This is a genomic window from Micromonospora sp. NPDC047548 (assembly GCF_040642975.1).
Lineage (GTDB): Bacteria > Actinomycetota > Actinomycetes > Mycobacteriales > Micromonosporaceae > Micromonospora.
Map to the genome: position 1 here is coordinate 171585 of NZ_JBEYTI010000003.1, position 16975 is coordinate 188559.

Annotated in this window: 14 protein-coding genes; 9 read left to right on the forward strand and 5 right to left on the reverse strand. The window is 72.8% G+C overall.

The window, feature by feature from the left end:
- Nucleotide 1: 1 nt before the first annotated feature.
- Nucleotides 2–631, reverse strand: coding sequence for an MBL fold metallo-hydrolase (locus tag ABZ807_RS04270; protein WP_357152658.1), 630 nt, complete (start codon nt 629–631; stop codon nt 2–4).
- A gap of 119 nt (nt 632–750) precedes the next feature.
- Between ABZ807_RS04270 and ABZ807_RS04275 the strand changes: the two genes are divergently transcribed.
- The gene (locus tag ABZ807_RS04275) at nt 751–1713 is read left to right on the forward strand and encodes a DUF4349 domain-containing protein (protein WP_357152660.1); all 963 of its coding nucleotides are present in this window, start codon (nt 751–753) and stop codon (nt 1711–1713) included.
- Here the strand turns inward: ABZ807_RS04275 and ABZ807_RS04280 are convergent.
- Nucleotides 1670–2929, reverse strand: coding sequence for an amidohydrolase (locus tag ABZ807_RS04280; protein ID WP_357152662.1), 1260 nt, complete (start codon nt 2927–2929; stop codon nt 1670–1672). The two genes, ABZ807_RS04275 and ABZ807_RS04280, sit on opposite strands and share 44 nt — an antisense overlap.
- A gap of 607 nt (nt 2930–3536) precedes the next feature.
- The gene (locus tag ABZ807_RS04285; RefSeq protein ID WP_357152665.1) at nt 3537–5120 is read right to left on the reverse strand and encodes a methylmalonyl-CoA mutase family protein; all 1584 of its coding nucleotides are present in this window, start codon (nt 5118–5120) and stop codon (nt 3537–3539) included.
- A gap of 195 nt (nt 5121–5315) precedes the next feature.
- Here ABZ807_RS04285 and ABZ807_RS04290 point away from each other — a divergent pair, with 195 nt between their 5' ends.
- Complete coding sequence (locus ABZ807_RS04290) at nt 5316–7445, forward strand: protein kinase (RefSeq protein WP_357152668.1); 2130 nt, start codon at nt 5316–5318, stop codon at nt 7443–7445.
- 48 nt (nt 7446–7493) lie between these two features.
- The gene (locus tag ABZ807_RS04295; protein ID WP_357152671.1) at nt 7494–9161 is read left to right on the forward strand and encodes a phospho-sugar mutase; all 1668 of its coding nucleotides are present in this window, start codon (nt 7494–7496) and stop codon (nt 9159–9161) included.
- Between the two features lie 84 nt (nt 9162–9245).
- On the opposite strand, the gene ABZ807_RS04300 is transcribed toward ABZ807_RS04295, so the two are convergent.
- Both ABZ807_RS04300 and upp read right to left on the reverse strand, forming a co-directional pair.
- Complete coding sequence (locus tag ABZ807_RS04300; protein WP_357152674.1) at nt 9246–9923, reverse strand: GPP34 family phosphoprotein; 678 nt, start codon at nt 9921–9923, stop codon at nt 9246–9248.
- A gap of 74 nt (nt 9924–9997) precedes the next feature.
- Nucleotides 9998–10630, reverse strand: a complete 633-nt coding sequence (gene upp, locus ABZ807_RS04305) for a uracil phosphoribosyltransferase (RefSeq protein ID WP_357152677.1) — start codon at nt 10628–10630, stop codon at nt 9998–10000.
- Nucleotides 10631–10767: 137 nt separating this feature from the next.
- Between upp and deoC the strand changes: the two genes are divergently transcribed.
- The 6 genes from deoC to ABZ807_RS04335 all read left to right on the forward strand — a co-directional run bounded on the left by deoC (nt 10768) and on the right by ABZ807_RS04335 (nt 16964).
- Nucleotides 10768–11727 carry a deoxyribose-phosphate aldolase gene (gene deoC / locus ABZ807_RS04310; RefSeq protein ID WP_357152680.1) on the forward strand — a complete coding sequence of 320 codons (960 nt, stop codon included), beginning with the start codon at nt 10768–10770 and terminating at the stop codon, nt 11725–11727.
- 5 nt (nt 11728–11732) lie between these two features.
- Entirely contained in the window at nt 11733–13163 is a 1431-nt protein-coding gene (locus tag ABZ807_RS04315) for an aldehyde dehydrogenase family protein (RefSeq protein WP_357152683.1), read from the forward strand.
- On the forward strand, nt 13156–13980 hold the full coding sequence (locus ABZ807_RS04320) for an aldehyde dehydrogenase family protein (protein WP_357152686.1): 825 nt from the start codon (nt 13156–13158) through the stop codon (nt 13978–13980). Before ABZ807_RS04315 ends, ABZ807_RS04320 begins: the two co-directional genes overlap by 8 nt.
- A gap of 291 nt (nt 13981–14271) precedes the next feature.
- The gene (locus tag ABZ807_RS04325; protein ID WP_357152688.1) at nt 14272–14703 is read left to right on the forward strand and encodes a BlaI/MecI/CopY family transcriptional regulator; all 432 of its coding nucleotides are present in this window, start codon (nt 14272–14274) and stop codon (nt 14701–14703) included.
- Between the two features lie 11 nt (nt 14704–14714).
- Entirely contained in the window at nt 14715–15620 is a 906-nt protein-coding gene (locus ABZ807_RS04330; protein WP_357152691.1) for a M56 family metallopeptidase, read from the forward strand.
- A gap of 93 nt (nt 15621–15713) precedes the next feature.
- Complete coding sequence (locus ABZ807_RS04335; protein WP_357152694.1) at nt 15714–16964, forward strand: cytochrome ubiquinol oxidase subunit I; 1251 nt, start codon at nt 15714–15716, stop codon at nt 16962–16964.
- Nucleotides 16965–16975: the final 11 nt, after the last annotated feature.

Sequence of the window (16975 nt, forward strand, 5' to 3'; positions counted from 1 at the left end):
GTCAGGCGTCGATCCGGGTGCCCGGTTCGAGCCGCCGGTAGTCGGTCTGGGACAGCGCGGTGTACTGCCGGTCGAGCACGCCGAAGCCGTTGTCGTTGAGCAGCCCATCGTGCAGGGCGTACGCGCGGCGCGGCGCGACCGCCCGGATGAAGTCGACCACCTCGGAGAACTTCGACCAGGGCGCGTGGATCGGCGCGAACAGGGTGTCCACCTGGACGTCGTCCGGCACGGCCAGCGCGTCGCCCGGGTGGTAGACGACGTCGTTGAACAGGTACCCGACGTTCTGCACGACCGGGATGTCCGGGTGGATGACGGCATGCTGACCGCCGTACGCGCGGACCGCCACGCCGGCGGCGGTGAAGGAATCTCCCGGCGCGACCACGGTCAGCACCTCGGCCGCGTCACCCAGGACACCGGCGAGCGAGGTCGGGCCGTTGATGGTGAGCGGGCGGCGGTCCAGCGCCCGGGTCAGCGCCTCGACGTTCAGGTGGTCCGGGTGCTCGTGGGTGATCAGCACCGCGTCCGCCCCGTCCAGCGCCTCCGGCTCGCTGAACACCCCCGGGTCGACGACGAGCACTCCCCCGTCGTGCTCCAGCCGGAGGCAGGAGTGGGTGTACTTGGTGAGCTGCATCGTGACTCCTCGATTATCGAATCGTGACGTCCTGAGCGCAGTCTGCCGGAACCGGCGCGGTGTCGCGTCGCGTCCGAGCTAACGCCCCGGGACCGGGGCGGTCAGAGAGCGGAGCGGGGATGGACGGACAGACGGGACGACGCCGGGGCAGAGCCCTGGCAGCGCTGGGGCTGGCGGCGTTGCTGCTGGCCGGTTGCGGAGCGGCGGACCGCTCGAACTCGGCGGATGACTCGGCGGCCAAGGCCCCGGCCGGCGGGGCCCCGGTGGGTGGGGCCGCCCAGCCGGGCAAGGCCGGCGCGGCCGCGCCGGACCTGCGGATCGACCAGCGGTCGATCATCTACACCGGAACGATGCGGGTGCAGGTGGACGACGTGGAGGGCGCGGCCCGCAAGGCCGTCGCCGCGGTGACCCTGGCCGGTGGCTTCGTCGGCGGCGACAACCGGCGCAGCGTGGCCGCCGACGCCGAGGCGGAACTGGAGCTGCGGGTACCGGCGGCGAAGTTCGCCGCGCTCATCGACGAGCTGGCGACGTACGGCAAGCAGCAACGCCGGGAGGTGAAGACCCAGGACGTCACCGAGGAGACCGTCGACCTGGACGCCCGGATCGCCACCCAGCGGGCTCGGGTGGAGAGTGCCCGCAAGCTGCTCTCCCGCGCCACCTCGATCCCCGAACTGGTGTCGCTTGAGGACGAGGTGTCCAAGCGGGAGGCGGACCTGGCCTCGCTGGAGGCGAAGAAGCGGCGGCTGGCCGACCTGACCGCGCTCTCCACCATCACGGTGACGTTCGTCGGGAAGGACGCCTCGACCGCCGAGGAGGAGACCGAGACGGGTTTCATGGTCGGGCTGCGCGGCGGCTGGAAGGTCTTCGTGGCCTCGATGACCATCCTGCTGACCGTGCTGGGGGCGGTGTTGCCCTGGCTGCTGGCGTTCGGCGTACCCCTGGTGCTGGTCATGGCGGTGCTGCGCCGGCGGCGTCGGCGGCGGCCCGCGCCACCGGCACCGCCCACGACGCCGGTCGGCGGGCCGCGCCCGCCGGCGCCTAACGCACCGCCGCCAGTGCCCGCAGCGCGGTCTGGACCATGAGTCGCACCCCGGCGGGGATGGCCCGCTCGTCGACGTCGAACGACGCCCGGTGCAGGTCCACGTTGGGCCCGGACCGGCCGACGCCGAGGCGGGCCAGCGCGCCGGGGACGTACTCCAGGTACCAGGAGAAGTCCTCGCCGCCCATGCTCTGCGGCGTCTCGGCGATCCCTTCGGGGCCGAGCGCTGCAGCGGTGGCGGCGGTGAGGACGCCGATGGCCCGGGAGTCGTTGCTCACCGGCGGACGGCCGCGCAGGTATTCCAGGTCGACCGTCGCGCCGGTGGGCGCGATGACGTCCCGGACCACCTGAGCGACGATCTTGGGAGCCAGCTCCCAGGTGTCGCGGTCCATCACCCGCAGGGTGCCGGAGGCGCACGCCTCGGACGGGATGACGTTGTAACGGGTGCCGGCCGAGGCGTGGCCGAACACCAGCAGCAGCCCGCTGTTGGCCGGCACCCGCCGACTGACCAGGGCCGGCACCTCGGTGACCAGCCGGCCGAGCGCGTCGACCAGGTCGACCGTCAGGTGCGGGCGGGCGGTGTGCCCGCCCGGGCCGGTGAGCCGGACGGTGACGTTGTCGGCGGCGGCGGTGATCGGGCCGACCCGCAGGCCCACCTTGCCCACCGGCAGGTTGGGGTCGCAGTGCACGGCGAAGATCTGGACCACGTCCTCCAGGCCGCCGGCCTCGATGACCTCCAGCGAGCCGCAGGGCAGGATCTCCTCCGCCGGCTGGAAGATCAGCCGGACCCGGCCGTCGAGCTGGCCGGCGTCGGCGAGCTGGGCCAGCAGCATGCCGACGCCGAGCATCACCGAGGTGTGCACGTCGTGGCCGCAGGCGTGGCAGACGCCCTCCACCGTGGACCGGTACGACACGTCCTTGACGTCGGTCAGCGGCAGCGCGTCGATGTCGGCGCGGAGCGCGATGACCGGGCCGTCGGGGCGACCGTCGATGTCGCAGATGACCCCGTTGCCCTTGGGCAGCAGCCGCGGGTGCAGGCCGGCCAGGGAGAGCTCCCGGGCGATCAGCGCGGCCGTCTCGAACTCCTCGCCGGAGAGCTCCGGGTGGGAGTGGATGTGGCGACGGGTGGCGATGAGGCCGGGTGTCCGCAGGGCGAGCAGATGGTCGAGCTCGAAGGGCAGGGGCTGGGACCCGGATGGCGCCTCCGGCCAGGACGACGCCAGCTGGCTGCCGTTCGGCAGCGTCAACGCACTCGTCACGTCGAATTCTCGATCACTAGGAATGGATGGATCATCGGGGAGGACAGCAGACAGCCTAGACCTCCGGCGGTGACGCTGCGCAACCTCGTTACGGTAATGATCAGACCGCACAGCGTCACGTAAGCCCTGGTGAGAGGGCTCGAATATCTGCGGGACAGCAGGTAGATCGCGTTCGAACGCCGTCATCTGCCCCACACCTCCTACAACGCGTAACCGATTGGGCGGTCGCGAAATCGGCGTCGATCCGGGGCCGTCGTTCCGAATTGTCGCATTAGTCGCCGCAGTTAACTGCCGCTCCGACAATTAACTGACGACAGCCGGCAACCAGGCGACTCCCGACGGTGACACGGCCGTCCCGCGTGCGGCCGGACACGCTGTCCGTCCCGTTCACCCGTCCGGGTTACCCAGGAACCCCGGCGGCACACGCCCCGCCCGGAGGGCCACGCTGCCCGGGCGCCTCACGGAAGCGTCGGACGCTTCGTGCCGCACCGGGAACCTGCACCGACCGTAGCTCCGCCGGGGCACCCCTGGCGACCCTGACCACACGACGACGGCGGCCTCCGCCGACGCCCGGGGCGCCGGCGAAGGCCGCCGTGGAAGTGCTGGTTCAGAAACGGTCGCTGGGCCGGTACGTCCCCCAGACCTGGCGCAGCGTCCCGCAGACCTCGCCCACCGTGGCCCGGGCCCGCAGCGCCTCCTTCATCGGGTAGAGCACGTTCTCGGTGCCCTCGGCGGCGGCGCGCAGCTCCGCCAGGGCCCGCTCGACAGCGCCGTTGTCGCGCTCGGCGCGCAGCCGGGCCAGCCGCTCCGCCTGGGCCGCCTCGATCGCCGGGTCCACCCGCAGCGGCTCGTACGGCTCCTCCTCGTCGATGGTGAACCGGTTGAGCCCGACCACCACCCGCTCGCCCGAGTCGATCTCCTGGGCGATCCGGTACGCGGACTGCTCGATCTCCCGCTTCTGGAAGCCCGCCTCGATCGCGTCCACCGCCGAACCGTGGTCGAAGACCCGGTCCATCAGCTCGTTGGCGGCCGACTCGATCTCGGCGGTCATCGCCTCCACCACGTACGACCCGGCGAACGGGTCCACGGTGGCGGTCAGGTCCGTCTCGTACGCCAGCACCTGCTGGGTACGCAGCGCCAGCCGGGCGGCCTTCTCCGTCGGCAGCGCGATCGCCTCGTCGAAGCTGTTGGTGTGCAGCGACTGGGTGCCGCCCAGCACTGCGCCCAGCCCCTGCACCGCCACCCGGACCAGGTTGACCTCCGGCTGCTGGGCGGTGAGCTGCACGCCCGCGGTCTGGGTGTGGAAGCGCAGCATCATCGACTTCGGGTCCTTCGCGCCGAAGTCGTCGCGCATCAGCCGGGCCCAGATCCGCCGGGCGGCGCGGAACTTCGCCACCTCCTCCAGCAGGGTCGTCCGGGCGACGAAGAAGAACGACAACCGGGGCGCGAAGTCGTCCACGGCCAGCCCGGCCTCCAGCGCGGCGCGGACGTACTCCACGCCGTTGGCCAGGGTGAACGCGATCTCCTGCGTGGGCGTCGCACCGGCCTCGGCCATGTGGTAGCCGGAGATGGAGATGGTGTTCCACTTCGGCACCTCCTTGCGGCAGTAGCCGAAGGTGTCGGCCACCAGCCGCAGCGAGGGCTTCGGCGGGAAGATGTACGTCCCCCGGGCGATGTACTCCTTGAGGATGTCGTTCTGGATGGTGCCGCTGAGCGTGGAGCCGGCCACCCCGGACTCCTCGGCGACGAGCTGGTAGAGCAGCAGCAGCACCGAGCCGGGCGCGTTGATGGTCATTGAGGTGGAGACCTTGTCCAGCGGGATGCCGTCGAAGAGCAGCCGCATGTCCTCGATCGAGTCGATGGCCACCCCGACCTTGCCGACCTCGCCGTGCGCGATCGGATCGTCGGAGTCGTAGCCCATCTGGGTGGGCAGGTCGAAGGCGACCGAGAGCCCCATCGTGCCGGCCCGCAGCAGCTGGTGGTAGCGCGCGTTGGACTCGGCGGCGGTGCCGAAGCCGGCGTACTGCCGCATGGTCCAGGGACGGGAGGTGTACATGGTGGGGTAGACCCCCCGCGTGTACGGGTACTCCCCCGGGCCGCCCAGCCGGGTCTCCAGCTCCTCGGGAAGGTCGTCCACGGTGTAGACGCCCTTGATGGGGAAACCGGACTCGCTCGACCGCCGTTCGCTCATCTCCGGATGGTAGGACGCGCGACGACGTCGATGGGTGAGGGATACCGCACACCGCGGTCGACAGCAGGTGAACGGGCGGGCACGTACCGTTCGGTAGACAAAGGCGCGCCGCGTCGGGTTTCGCATCGGGCGTCGGAACCAGCAAGATAGGGGAGTTGTGTCCCAGCCCCCTCGATTTCCCCCGGTGGCTTTTCTGTGACTCAGATCCCGACGTGGAGCGGCGGACCAGTCAGCCCTCCCAACGGACGCGCGGCACCCGGCACCACCATCGGTGGTCGTTACTCGCTGCGCTCGGCGGTGGGCAACGGCGGCATGGGCACGGTCTGGCGTGCCACCGACACGCTGCTGCGGCGCGACGTGGCGGTCAAGGAGGTCGTCCTGCCCCCGGGGCTGGCCCCCAGCGACCGTGACGCGATGTACGAGCGCACCCTGCGCGAGGCCCGCGCCGCCGCGGCCATCCAGCACCCCGCCGTGGTCCAGGTGTACGACGTGGTCACCGAGGGTGGCCGGCCGTGGATCGTGATGGAGCTGCTGGACGCGCGCAGCCTCGCCGACATGGTGATCGAGGACGGGCCGGTCGCGCCCCGCGCGGTCGCCAAGATCGGCATCGCGCTGCTCGGCGCGCTGGAGGTGGCGCACGCCAACGGCGTGCTGCACCGCGACGTCAAGCCGGCCAACGTGCTGATCTGCACCGACGGCCGCTGCGTGCTGACCGACTTCGGGGTGGCCCGGATGCCCACCGACGTCCAGCTCACCACCCCCGGGATGGTCCTCGGCTCGCCGCACTTCATCTCCCCCGAGCGGGCCATGGGCCAGGACTTCGGCCCGCCCAGCGACCTGTTCTCCCTCGGCGTGACGCTCTACACCGCAGTGGAGGGGCGCCCGCCGTTCGACCGGGGCGACCCGATCGAGACCATGCACGCCGTGGTCGAGGACCCGCCGGCCACGCCGCAGCGCAGCGGGCCGCTCACCCGGGTGCTGATGGGCCTGCTGGAGAAGGACCCGGGCCGCCGCCTCGACGTGCACACCGCCCGGGCGATGCTCCGCGAGCTGCTCGCCGGCCCGCTGACCAGCACGGCCACCGCGGTCAACTCGGTCACCGACCCGTACGCGGTGGTGCCGGTGCAGCGCCCGTCGACGCCGCCCCCGGCGGCCGAGCCGGAGTCGAAGCCGAGCGGGCAGATCGGCGGCCGGGCCATGCTCGCCCCGGGCGAGTCGCTGACCGACCGGCTGGCCGCGCTGCGCCGGGGCGAGCGGCCGGCGCCGGCCGGGCCCGCCGCCGGGCTCGACGACACCAGCACGGATGCGCTCGCCGGCCCGCTGCACACCCCGACCGGCGCGATGCCCACGGCGGGCCGCCCGCCCGGCACGACGTACGGCGGGGCAGAGGCCACCCAGCGGTTCAGCCCGGACGCCACCCAGCGGATCAGCACCGGGCACCCGGACGCCACCCAGCGGATCGGGGGCGGGCGCTCCGACGCCACCCAGCGGATCAGCACCGGGCACCCGGACGCCACCCAGCGGATCGGTGCGCACCCCGACGCGACCCAGCCGGTGTACGGCGGCGCGCCGGAGGCCACCCAGCCGGTCTATGGCAACGTCCAGTGGTCGGTGCCGGGCACCGGCCAGCCGTGGACCTCACCGGCCATCACGCCGGGCGGGGCCACCGGGGGTGGCGGCGCACTCGACAGGGTGAAGGGCACCGGCGGTCAGCTCGTCGCCACCGTCAAGGGCTGGCCCCGCAAGGTCCAGCTCGCGGCGGCCGGCGGCCTGGCGGTGGTGCTGCTGATCGGCATGGTCGCGCTGTCCAGCGGCGGCGACCCGGAGCCCACCGCCCCGCCGCAGACCCAGCCCACCGCGCCGGCGGCCGGCAGCGAGCTGCCCGAGATGCAGGAGCACAACGGCAAGGGCGTGCGGGTGATGGTGCCCAAGGGCTGGCAGAAGGCGACCGGCGGCTCCTACGTCGACTACGTGGATCCGCAGGACGAGGGACGCAAGGTCCGCATCCTCGCTGAGAAGTGGAAGGGCACCCCGACCCGGTGGGCGCAGACCGCCCAGAACTTCCTACAGACCAAGAGCACCACCTGCGGCGACCCGTACGAGCAGGTCGCCATGGAGGAGCAGGACACCGCCGGCAAGCCGGGCGTCCAGTTCGAGTACACCTGCGGCGACGGTGACGGCAAGCGGCACGGCGTGTGGCGGGGCGTGCTCAGCGACGGCAAGATGTACTCGTTCTACCTCTCCTCCACCGACGCGAAGTTCGCCGAGAGCAGGCCGATCTTCGACGAGATGGTGAAGTCGTTCCAGCTCACGGCGGCCAGTTGAGCGAGGCCTCCGCGACGTGGTGATCCGCCGCCGTGCTATCAAGAGGCAATGGCGGCGGAAACCACTGACCTTGACGACATTCGCGACCAGGCCCGGCGTTGGCTCGACGACGACCCCGACCCGGCCAGCCGTGACGAGCTCCGCGCGGTGCTCGACCGGCTGCCGGAGAGCGCGCCGGAGCTGGCCGACCGGTTCGCCGGGCCGCTGACCTTCGGCACCGCCGGGCTGCGCGGCCCGCTGCGCGCCGGCCCCAACGGCATGAACCTCGCCGTGGTCACCCAGGCCGCGGCCGGGCTGGTCGGCTGGCTGGCCGCCCAGGGCGGCGAGGGCCCGCTGGTGATCGGGTACGACGCCCGGTACGGTTCCCGCGAGTTCGCCGAGCGCACCGCCCAGGTGGCCACCGGCGCGGGCCGGGCGGCGCTGCTGCTGCCCCAGCCGCTGCCCACCCCGGTGCTGGCGTACGCGGTCCGACACCTCGACGCGGTCGCCGGGGTGATGGTCACCGCCAGCCACAACCCGCCGCAGGACAACGGCTACAAGGTCTACCTCGGGGCCCAGCTCGGTGGGGCGCTCGGGGCGGGGGCGCAGATCGTGCCGCCGGCCGACACGGGGATCGAGGCGGCCATCCGGGGGGTCGGCCCGCTGGCGCGGGTGCCGCTCGGCCCGTCCGGCCAGGTACTCGGTGACGACCTGGTGGCGTCGTACGTCCTGCGGGCGGCCGCGGTGGTCTCGCCGGACGGCCCGCGCGACCTGACCGTGGCGTACACGCCGCTGCACGGGGTCGGCGCGGCGGTGCTGACCGCCGCCTTCGCCCGGGCCGGGTTCCCGGTTCCGGGCGTGGTGCCGGAGCAGGCCGAACCGGACCCGGCCTTCCCGACGGTGAGCTTCCCCAACCCGGAGGAGCCGGGCGCGGTGGACCGGCTGGTCGCGCTCGCCGACTCGACCGGCGCCGACATCGCGATCGCCAACGACCCGGACGCGGACCGCTGCGCGGTGGCCGTCCGCGACGGCGGGACCGGCTGGCGGATGCTGCGCGGGGACGAGGTGGGCGCCCTGCTCGCCGACCACCTGATGCGGCGCGGGGTCACCGGCCTGTACGCCACCACCATCGTCTCGTCAGCGCTGCTGCGGGCGATGTGCGCGGCGCGGGGCCTGCCGTACGACGAGACGCTGACCGGGTTCAAGTGGATCGTCCGGGCCGGCGGCGGGGCGCAGCCGCTGGTGTTCGGGTACGAGGAGGCGCTGGGCTACTGCGTCGCCCCGGAGCACGTCCGCGACAAGGACGGCATCACCGCCGCGCTGACCGTCGCCGAGCTGGCCGCCGGCCTGAAGGCGCAGGGCCGGACGCTGACCGACCGGCTGGACGAGCTGGCCGCCGAGTTCGGCGTGCACCACACCGACCAGCTCTCGGTACGGGTCGACGACCTGCGGGAGATCGCCACCGCGATGGCCCGGATCCGGGCGGCCACGCCCACCGCCCTGCTCGGGCAGCCGGTCGCCGAGTCGCGGGACCTGCTCCCCGCCTCCGACGTGGTGATCCTGCACACCGGCGCCGCCCGGGTGGTGATCCGCCCCTCGGGCACCGAGCCGAAGCTCAAGGCGTACCTGGAGGTGGTGGAGCCCGTCGCGGACGGCGACGTGGCCGCGGCCCGGCAGCGCGCGACCGCTGCGGTGGCCGCGCTGCGCACCGAGATCGCCACCGCCCTCGGCCTCTGACCGCAGCGGTCGGGACCGCCGGCACCCGGCGGGCGACGGAGGTGTCCACTCCTTCAGCCGGCGGCGGTCCCGCCTGGGCGCCCGCTAGGCGCGCTTGCCGAGGGCCTGGTCCACGGCCTGGGCGAGGGCGGCCACCACCAGCCCGACGGAGGGGCGGACGATCGAGTCGTCGAGGCTGACGTTGCCGGAGAAGCCGGCGCCGCCGGCGATCTCCTCCAACCGGCGGCGGGCGTCGGCGGCGGCGTCGCCGGTCAGGCCGAGCGCCGGCTCCATCCGCAGCACCGCGACCAGGGTTGCCAGCGCGGCGGTCCGCTCATCGGGCAGCTGCCCGCCGGCCAGCGCCTCCGCGAGCCGGCGCCGGGTGTCGTCCTCCACCGAGGCGTCCGCCATTGGGTAGCGGTGCACCACGATGAATTCCAGCTCGGTCTCCTCGACGTCCCGGACCACTCCCCGCGCGACCAGGTCGCCGAGGATCCGGTCGCGCAGGCCGTGCCGCAGCCGCTGCACCCAGGAGGACGGGGTGTGCGGGGTGTCCGCGGCCATCCGGCCGAGCACCCCGTCGATGATCGGCTCGCCGACCGGCGTCGGGTCGGTCACCGCCAGGGCCCCCTCGGCGTACGCGATCCGCCCGGCCAGGGCCAGCTCGACCAGGACGGCGGCGCCCATTCCCAGGTCGAGGCTGATCCGGGGCATGGTCGCCCGGCCCGTCTCGTCGTCGTACGCCAGCAGCAGCAGCTCTTCGGCGAGCGCAACACCAGTCATGGCCCGAGACGGTAGCGGTTGCGCGCTCGCCCGCGCGCCGACCCGCCGACACCCGCCTCGGCACCGCGACCGGGTCAGAACCGGGGCATGCCGCCGAACTGCCGGTCGCCGGCGTCGCCGAGGCCCGGCACGATGAACATGTTGTCGTTGAGCCCCTCGTCGATCGAGGCGGTGACCAGGCGCACCGGCAGGCCGGACTGCTCCAGCCGGGCGATGCCGGCCGGCGCGGCGAGCACGCAGAGCACGGTGATGTCGGTGCAGCCCCGGTCGGCCAGCAGCCGGCAGCAGTGCTCCAGTGAGCCGCCGGTGGCCAGCATCGGGTCGAGCACCAGCACCGGCAGGCCGGTCAGGTCGCGCGGCAGCGACTCCATGTACGCGCGTGGCTCATAGGTCTCCTCGTCGCGGGCGAGGCCGACGAAGCCCATCGAGGACTCCGGCAGCAGGCCGAGCGCGGCGTCGGCCATGCCCAGACCGGCCCGCAGCACCGGCACCAGCAGCGGCGGATTGGCCAGCCGGGTGCCCTCGGTGCCGGTGACCGGGGTCTGCACCGGGTACTTCTCGACGGGGAAGGAGCGCGCGGCCTCGTACACCAGCATGGTGGTCAGTTCGCGCAGCGCGGCCCGGAACGACGAGGAATCGGTCCGGGCGTCCCGCATGGCGGTCAGCCGGGACTGGGCGAGCGGGTGGTCAATGACGTGTACGTCCACGATCGCTCAACCTACCGGTCCGCGCCCACGCGCACTGCGGGTGCGGGGGTGACCAGCGACGCCGCTCACGTGTGGCGTTCCCGACCCGGCCACCGTGACCAAGATCACGCGGCTGGCGGCTGCGTAGTATTCAGGGCATGACGGCGACAGCGACGTCGGCCCGGTCGGACCTCTCCGAGCTGGGACGATCCGAGACCGCTCTGCGGACCTTCCTGCACGGCCTGCCCGGCGTGGATCAGGTCGGCGCGGAGCAGCGGGCGGCACAGCTCGGCACCCGCTCCATCAAGACCACCGCCAAGGCCCAGGCGATCGACCTGGCCATCCGGATGGTCGACCTGACCACCCTGGAAGGCGCGGACACCCCCGGCAAGGTGCGGGCCCTCGCAGCCAAGGCACTGCGCCCCGACCCGGCCGACCTGACCTGCCCGCACGTCGGCGCGGTCTGCGTCTACCCGGCGATGGTCCCGTACGTGGCCGAGGTGCTGCGCGGATCCGGCGTGCACCTGGCCAGCGTGGCGACCGCCTTCCCCTCCGGGCAGGCGCCGCTGGAGATCAAGCTCGCCGACACCCGGGCGGCCGTCGTGGCCGGCGCGGACGAGATCGACATGGTGATCAACCGGGGCGCGTTCCTGGCCGGGCGCTACAAGGAGGTCTACGACGAGATCGTGGCCACCAAGGAGGCCTGCGGCGACGCCCACCTCAAGGTGATCCTGGAGACCGGAGAGCTGGCCACCTACGACAACGTGCGGCGGGCCTCCTGGCTGGCGATGCTGGCCGGCGGCGACTTCATCAAGACCTCCACCGGCAAGGTTCCGGTGGCGGCCACGCTCCCGGTGACGCTGGTGATGCTGGAGGCGGTTCGCGACTTCCGCGCCGCCACCGGGCGGCAGGTCGGCGTGAAGCCGGCCGGCGGCATCAAGAACACCAAGGACGCCATCAAGTACCTGGTCATGGTCAACGAGACCGTCGGCGCGGACTGGCTGGACCCGGACTGGTTCCGCTTCGGCGCCTCCAGCCTCCTGAACGACCTGCTGATGCAGCGCACCAAGCTGACGACCGGCGTCTACTCCGGTCCCGACTACTTCACCCTGGACTGAGAGTGATGTTCGAATACGCGCCCGCCCCCGAGTCCCGCTCGGTGGTGGACCTCAAAGCCTCCTACGGGCTGTTCATCAACGGGCAGTTCGTCGACCCTGCCGACGGCGGGACCTTCAAGTCGATCAACCCGGCCTCCGAGGAGGTCCTCGCGGAGGTCGCCGAGGCCGGCGCGCAGGACGTGGACCGCGCGGTCCGCGCCGCCCGGCAGGCGTACGAGAAGGTCTGGGGCCCGATGCCGGGCCGCGACCGGGCCAAGTACCTGTTCCGGATCGCCCGGATCATCCAGGAGCGTTCCCGCGAGCTGGCCGTGCTGGAGTCACTGGACAACGGCAAGCCGATCAAGGAGTCCCGCGACGTCGACCTGCCCCTGGTCGCCGCGCACTTCTTCTACTACGCCGGCTGGGCCGACAAGCTCGGCCACGCCGGCTTCGGGCCGGACCCGAAGCCGCTGGGCGTCGCCGCGCAGGTCATCCCGTGGAACTTCCCGCTGCTGATGCTGGCCTGGAAGATCGCCCCGGCCCTCGCGGCCGGCAACACGGTGGTGCTCAAGCCGGCCGAGACCACCCCGCTGACCGCGCTGCTCTTCGCCGAGATCTGCCAGCAGGCCGACCTGCCCGCCGGTGTGGTCAACATCGTCACCGGCGCCGGCGACACCGGTCGGGCGCTGGTCGAGCACGCGGGCGTGGACAAGGTCGCCTTCACCGGCTCCACCGAGGTGGGTCGGGCGATCGCCCGGTCCGTCGCCGGCACCCGCAAGAAGCTCACCCTGGAGCTGGGCGGCAAGGCCGCCAACATCGTCTTCGACGACGCCCCGGTCGACCAGGCGGTCGAGGGGATCGTCAACGGCATCTTCTTCAACCAGGGGCACGTCTGCTGCGCCGGCTCCCGGCTGCTGGTCCAGGAGTCGGTCGCCGACCGGGTGCTGGAGTCGCTCAAGCGCCGGATGGCCCAGCTGCGGGTCGGCGACCCGCTGGACAAGAACACCGACATCGGCGCGATCAACTCCGCCGCCCAGCTGGAGCGGATCCGCGAGCTCTCCGACGCCGGCGCGGCCGAAGGCGCCGAGCGCTGGTCGCCGGCGTGCGAGCTGCCCGAGCGCGGCTTCTGGTTCGCACCGACCATCTTCACCGGGGTCACCCAGGCGCACCGGATCGCCCGGGAGGAGATCTTCGGCCCGGTGCTGTCGGTGCTCACCTTCCGCACCCCGGCCGAGGCCGTCGAGAAGGCCAACAACACGCCGTACGGGCTGTCGGCCGGGATCTGGACCGACAAGGGCTCCCGGATCCTCTGGATGGCCGACCGGCTCCGCGCCGGCGTGGTCTGGGCCAACACGTTCAACAAATTCGACCCCACCTCGCCGTTCGGCGGCTACAAGGAGTCGGGCTACGGTCGCGAGGGCGGCCGGCACGGGCTGGAGGGCTACCTCAATGTCTGAGCGGGTCGCGGTACGCAAGACGTACAAGCTCTTCATCGGCGGGAAGTTCCCGCGCAGCGAGTCGGGACGGTCGTACATCGTGCAGTCCTCGAATGTCTCACTGGCCTCCCGCAAGGACGCGCGGGACGCGGTGGTCGCCGCCCGCGCCGCCGTGAAGGGGTGGGCCGGGGCGACCGCGTACAACCGGGGTCAGATCCTCTACCGGGTCGCCGAGATGCTGGAGGGCCGGCGCGAGCAGTTCGTCGCCCTGGGCGTGCCGGGCGACGAGGTGGACGCGGCGGTCGACCGCTGGGTCTGGTACGCCGGCTGGTCCGACAAGCTCCCCCAGGTGTACGGCGGCGCCAACCCGGTCGCCGGGCCGTACTTCAACCTGTCGGCGCCCGAGCCGACCGGCGTGGTGGCCGTGGTGGCCCCCGAGACGCCGGCGCTGCTCGGCCTGGTCAGCGTGATCGCCCCGGCGATCGTCACCGGCAACACGGTGGTGGTGGCGGCCTCGCCGTCGCAGCCGCTCGCGGCGGTGACCCTGGCCGAGGTGCTGGCCACCTCCGACCTGCCTGGCGGGGTGGTCAACATCCTCACCGGCAGGATCAGCGAGACGGCGCCGACGCTGGCCGGGCACATGGACGTCAACGCGATCGACCTGACCGGGGTGACCGACGCGGAGCTGGCCGCCGACCTGGAGGTCAAGGCCGCCCAGAACCTGAAGCGGGTGCTCCGGCCGGCGCAGGTCGACCACGACTGGACCGCCGACCCGGGCATCACCCGGATGACCACGCTGCTGGAGACGAAAACGGTCTGGCACCCCAAGGGGGTCTGACCGTCCGGTCCACCTTGCCGATCACCTTGCTGGCCGGTGCCCTTTCCGGGGTGCCGGCCAGCGCTGTCTTCCGGCCGCCCGGCGACATGCTGACCGCTCCCTCTGGAGCTGATGTCGTGAACGACTCAGCGGGGACGGCTCCCGCTTGACGGGCTCCTGCCCCGCCCGGTCGCCCGTGGGCCTCCTCGCGCGCTGAGGCCACTACTTCCGTGCTCAGAGCTTGCCGGGGTGCGGGTGGACGGATCGGTGGGTTGGGTCGGGCGCTCTACTACGGGGGGTAGGATTGGCGGCGTGACTCGGCTGGGCGATCTTGAGCGTGCGGTGATGGACGTGTTGTGGGACTCCGTGCCCGCCACGTCGGGTGGGGTGACCGTGCGGGAGGTCGCCGACGCCCTGGACGGCCGCGAGCTGGCGTACACGACGGTGATGACGGTGCTGGACCGGCTCGCCGGCAAGGGCATGGTGCAGCGCGAGCGGGAGGGACGGGCCTGGCGTTACCGGGCCACGGCCACTCGGGAGGCGCACATCGCCCAGCTCATGCTCGACGCGCTCGACCTCGGCGGCAGCCGGGACGCGGCGCTGGTCCGCTTCGCGCACTCGGTCACCGGGACGGAGGCGGACGTGCTCCGCGCGGCGCTGGGCGCCGAGGCCGGGCTGACCGACCGGGTCGAGGACCCACGGGCCGGCCGGGCGAGGCTCGCCGACGAGGCGACGGACCGGTAGGGACGGCAGCCGTGGCCTTCGCCGTGCACTTCGCCGCGCCGATGCTGGCCTGCTACCTGACCGCACAGGTCCTGGCCGGGTCCACCTGGACGTGGCGCGCCCCCCGGGTGGCGATCGTCTGCTGGCAGGCGGTCGGGCTGGCGCTCGGCCTCTCCGCGATGGGCCTGCCGATGGCGCTCGGCCTGGCCCCGTACGGCCAGCCGACCGGCAGCGCCCTGCTCGCCCTGGCCACCGATCTGAGCCACGGCACGCTCCCGGCCGGGCTGGGCGCCGTGCACCTCGGGCTGGTCGGCATCGGCTTCGGCATCGGCGCGGTCCTGCTCACCACGACCGTCCGCAGCGTCCACGCGACCGTCCGCGCGCAGCGCCGGCACCGGGACCTGCTCACGCTGGTCGCCCGCCGGGACCCCACCGTGCCCGGTGCACTGGTGCTGGACCACCCGAGCGCCGCGGCGTACTGCCTGCCCGGGGTGAAGCCCCGGGTGGTGGTCAGCGCCGGCACGCTGAGCCTGCTGGACCGGGCCGAGCTGGCGGCGGTGCTGACCCACGAGCGGGCGCACGCGCAGGAGCGGCACGACCTGGTGCTGCTGCCGTTCACCGCGCTCTGCCGGGCGCTGCCCTGGTTCCGCTGGGTGCGCGACGCGCACGAGCGGGTCGCCCTGCTGGTCGAGATGCGGGCCGACGACAAGGCCCGCGAGCTGCATGCCGAGGCGCCGCTGGCCGGTGCCCTGCGCCGCTTCGCGGCCTGCAAGGACCGGATCACCCCGGCCGGCGCGCTGGGCCTGGGCGACCGCGACCTGGACGCCCGGGTGCAGCGGCTGATGGTGGCCGACCGCCCGCCGCGGGTGATCGGGGCCGCCGCGCTGGCGGTGGCGACCACCCTGGCGGCGCTGCCGATCTCCCTCTTCCTCAGCTGATCCGGACCGGCCTCGGCTCGCCGTAGTAGCGATGCGTAGAGAAGCTACGTGTAGGCTCGCTACGACAAGCGAGCCAACCCTTGGAGAGCGGTCATGGACACCCTGCTCCTCGCGCGCCTGCAGTTCGCCACCACCACCTCGATCCACTTCCTCTTCGTGGTGGTCACCCTGGGCCTGGTCACCCTGCTGGTGGGGCTGCAGACGGCCTGGTTCCTCACCGGCAATCCGGCCTGGGAGCGACTGACCCGCTTCTGGGGCCAGCTGTACGTGATCAACTACGTGCTCGGCATCGCCACCGGCATCGTGATGGAGTTCCAGTTCGGGCTGAACTGGAGCGGACTGTCGCGCTACGTCGGCAATGTCTTCGGCGCGCCGCTGGCGATCGAGACGCTGGTCGCGTTCTTCCTGGAGTCCACGTTCCTCGGGATGTGGATCTTCGGTTGGCACCGGCTGCGCCGCGGGGTGCACCTCGCGCTGCTCTGGGGCGTCGCGCTGACCGCGTACGCCTCCGCCTTCTGGATCATGGTGGCCAACTCCTGGCTCCAGCACCCGGTGGGGTACGAGCTGCGCGACGGCATCGCCCACCTCACCGACTTCACCGCGCTGCTCACCAACCCCACCCTCGGCATGGCGTTCGGGCACGTGGTCGCCGCCGCGCTGCTCACCGGCGGGGTGCTGATGGCCGCGGTCAGCGCCTGGCACCTGATCCGCCGTACGCCGGACTTCACGCTGTTCCGCACCTCGCTGCGGATCGGGCTGGTCACCGCCGCGCTCGCGGTCACCCTGGTGCAGGGCTTCGGCTTCGCCCAGTTCGGTCCGGTCGGGCAGGTGCAACCCACCAAGTTCGGCGGCGGGCCGGCCGCCGACGCGCTGGTCGTCGAGTGGACCGCCCGGTTCGGTCCCGGCGACTACAGCCCGCCCGTGCTCTCCAGCGTCGGGCTCGGCTTCATGATCCTGATCGGCTTCACCCTCGGCTGCGTCTGGCTGCTGCTCCCGCTGCTCTGGCGGGACTGGATCATCCGGCTGCGCTTCCCGCTCTGGCTGGTCCTGTTCGCCCTGCCGCTCCCCTTCGTCGCGGTGATCCTGGGCTGGATCGCCCGCGAGGTCGGCCGCCAGCCCTGGGTGGCGTACGGGCTGCTCCCCACCGAGCGGGCCGTCTCCGGGGTCGACGCCGGGGTGATGCTCGCCTCGCTGATCGGCTTCAGCCTGCTGCTCGGCGCCCTCGCCGTCACCAACTGGACGCTGCTCGCCCGGCACGCCGCCCGGGGCGCCGCCGACCCCGCGCTCGGCCGCCCGCCGGGCACCCGGAACGACGACGCCCGCCCCGAGCCCGCCTTCGCCTAGAGGGAGACGAC

What these genes read in the sequence shown, in the direction of transcription:
- ABZ807_RS04285 (WP_357152665.1), bottom strand. Translation starts at nt 5,120, where the DNA reads ATGAGCGAACGGCGGTCGAGCGAGTCCGGTTTCCCCATCAAGGGCGTC.
- ABZ807_RS04300 (WP_357152674.1), bottom strand. Translation starts at nt 9,923, where the DNA reads ATGACTGGTGTTGCGCTCGCCGAAGAGCTGCTGCTGCTGGCGTACGAC.
- ABZ807_RS04295 (WP_357152671.1), top strand. Translation starts at nt 7,494, where the DNA reads ATGGCGGCGGAAACCACTGACCTTGACGACATTCGCGACCAGGCCCGG.
- deoC (WP_357152680.1), top strand. Translation starts at nt 10,768, where the DNA reads ATGACGGCGACAGCGACGTCGGCCCGGTCGGACCTCTCCGAGCTGGGA.
- ABZ807_RS04320 (WP_357152686.1), top strand. Translation starts at nt 13,156, where the DNA reads ATGTCTGAGCGGGTCGCGGTACGCAAGACGTACAAGCTCTTCATCGGC.
- ABZ807_RS04315 (WP_357152683.1), top strand. Translation starts at nt 11,733, where the DNA reads ATGTTCGAATACGCGCCCGCCCCCGAGTCCCGCTCGGTGGTGGACCTC.
- ABZ807_RS04270 (WP_357152658.1), bottom strand. Translation starts at nt 631, where the DNA reads ATGCAGCTCACCAAGTACACCCACTCCTGCCTCCGGCTGGAGCACGAC.
- ABZ807_RS04335 (WP_357152694.1), top strand. Translation starts at nt 15,714, where the DNA reads ATGGACACCCTGCTCCTCGCGCGCCTGCAGTTCGCCACCACCACCTCG.
- ABZ807_RS04275 (WP_357152660.1), top strand. Translation starts at nt 751, where the DNA reads ATGGACGGACAGACGGGACGACGCCGGGGCAGAGCCCTGGCAGCGCTG.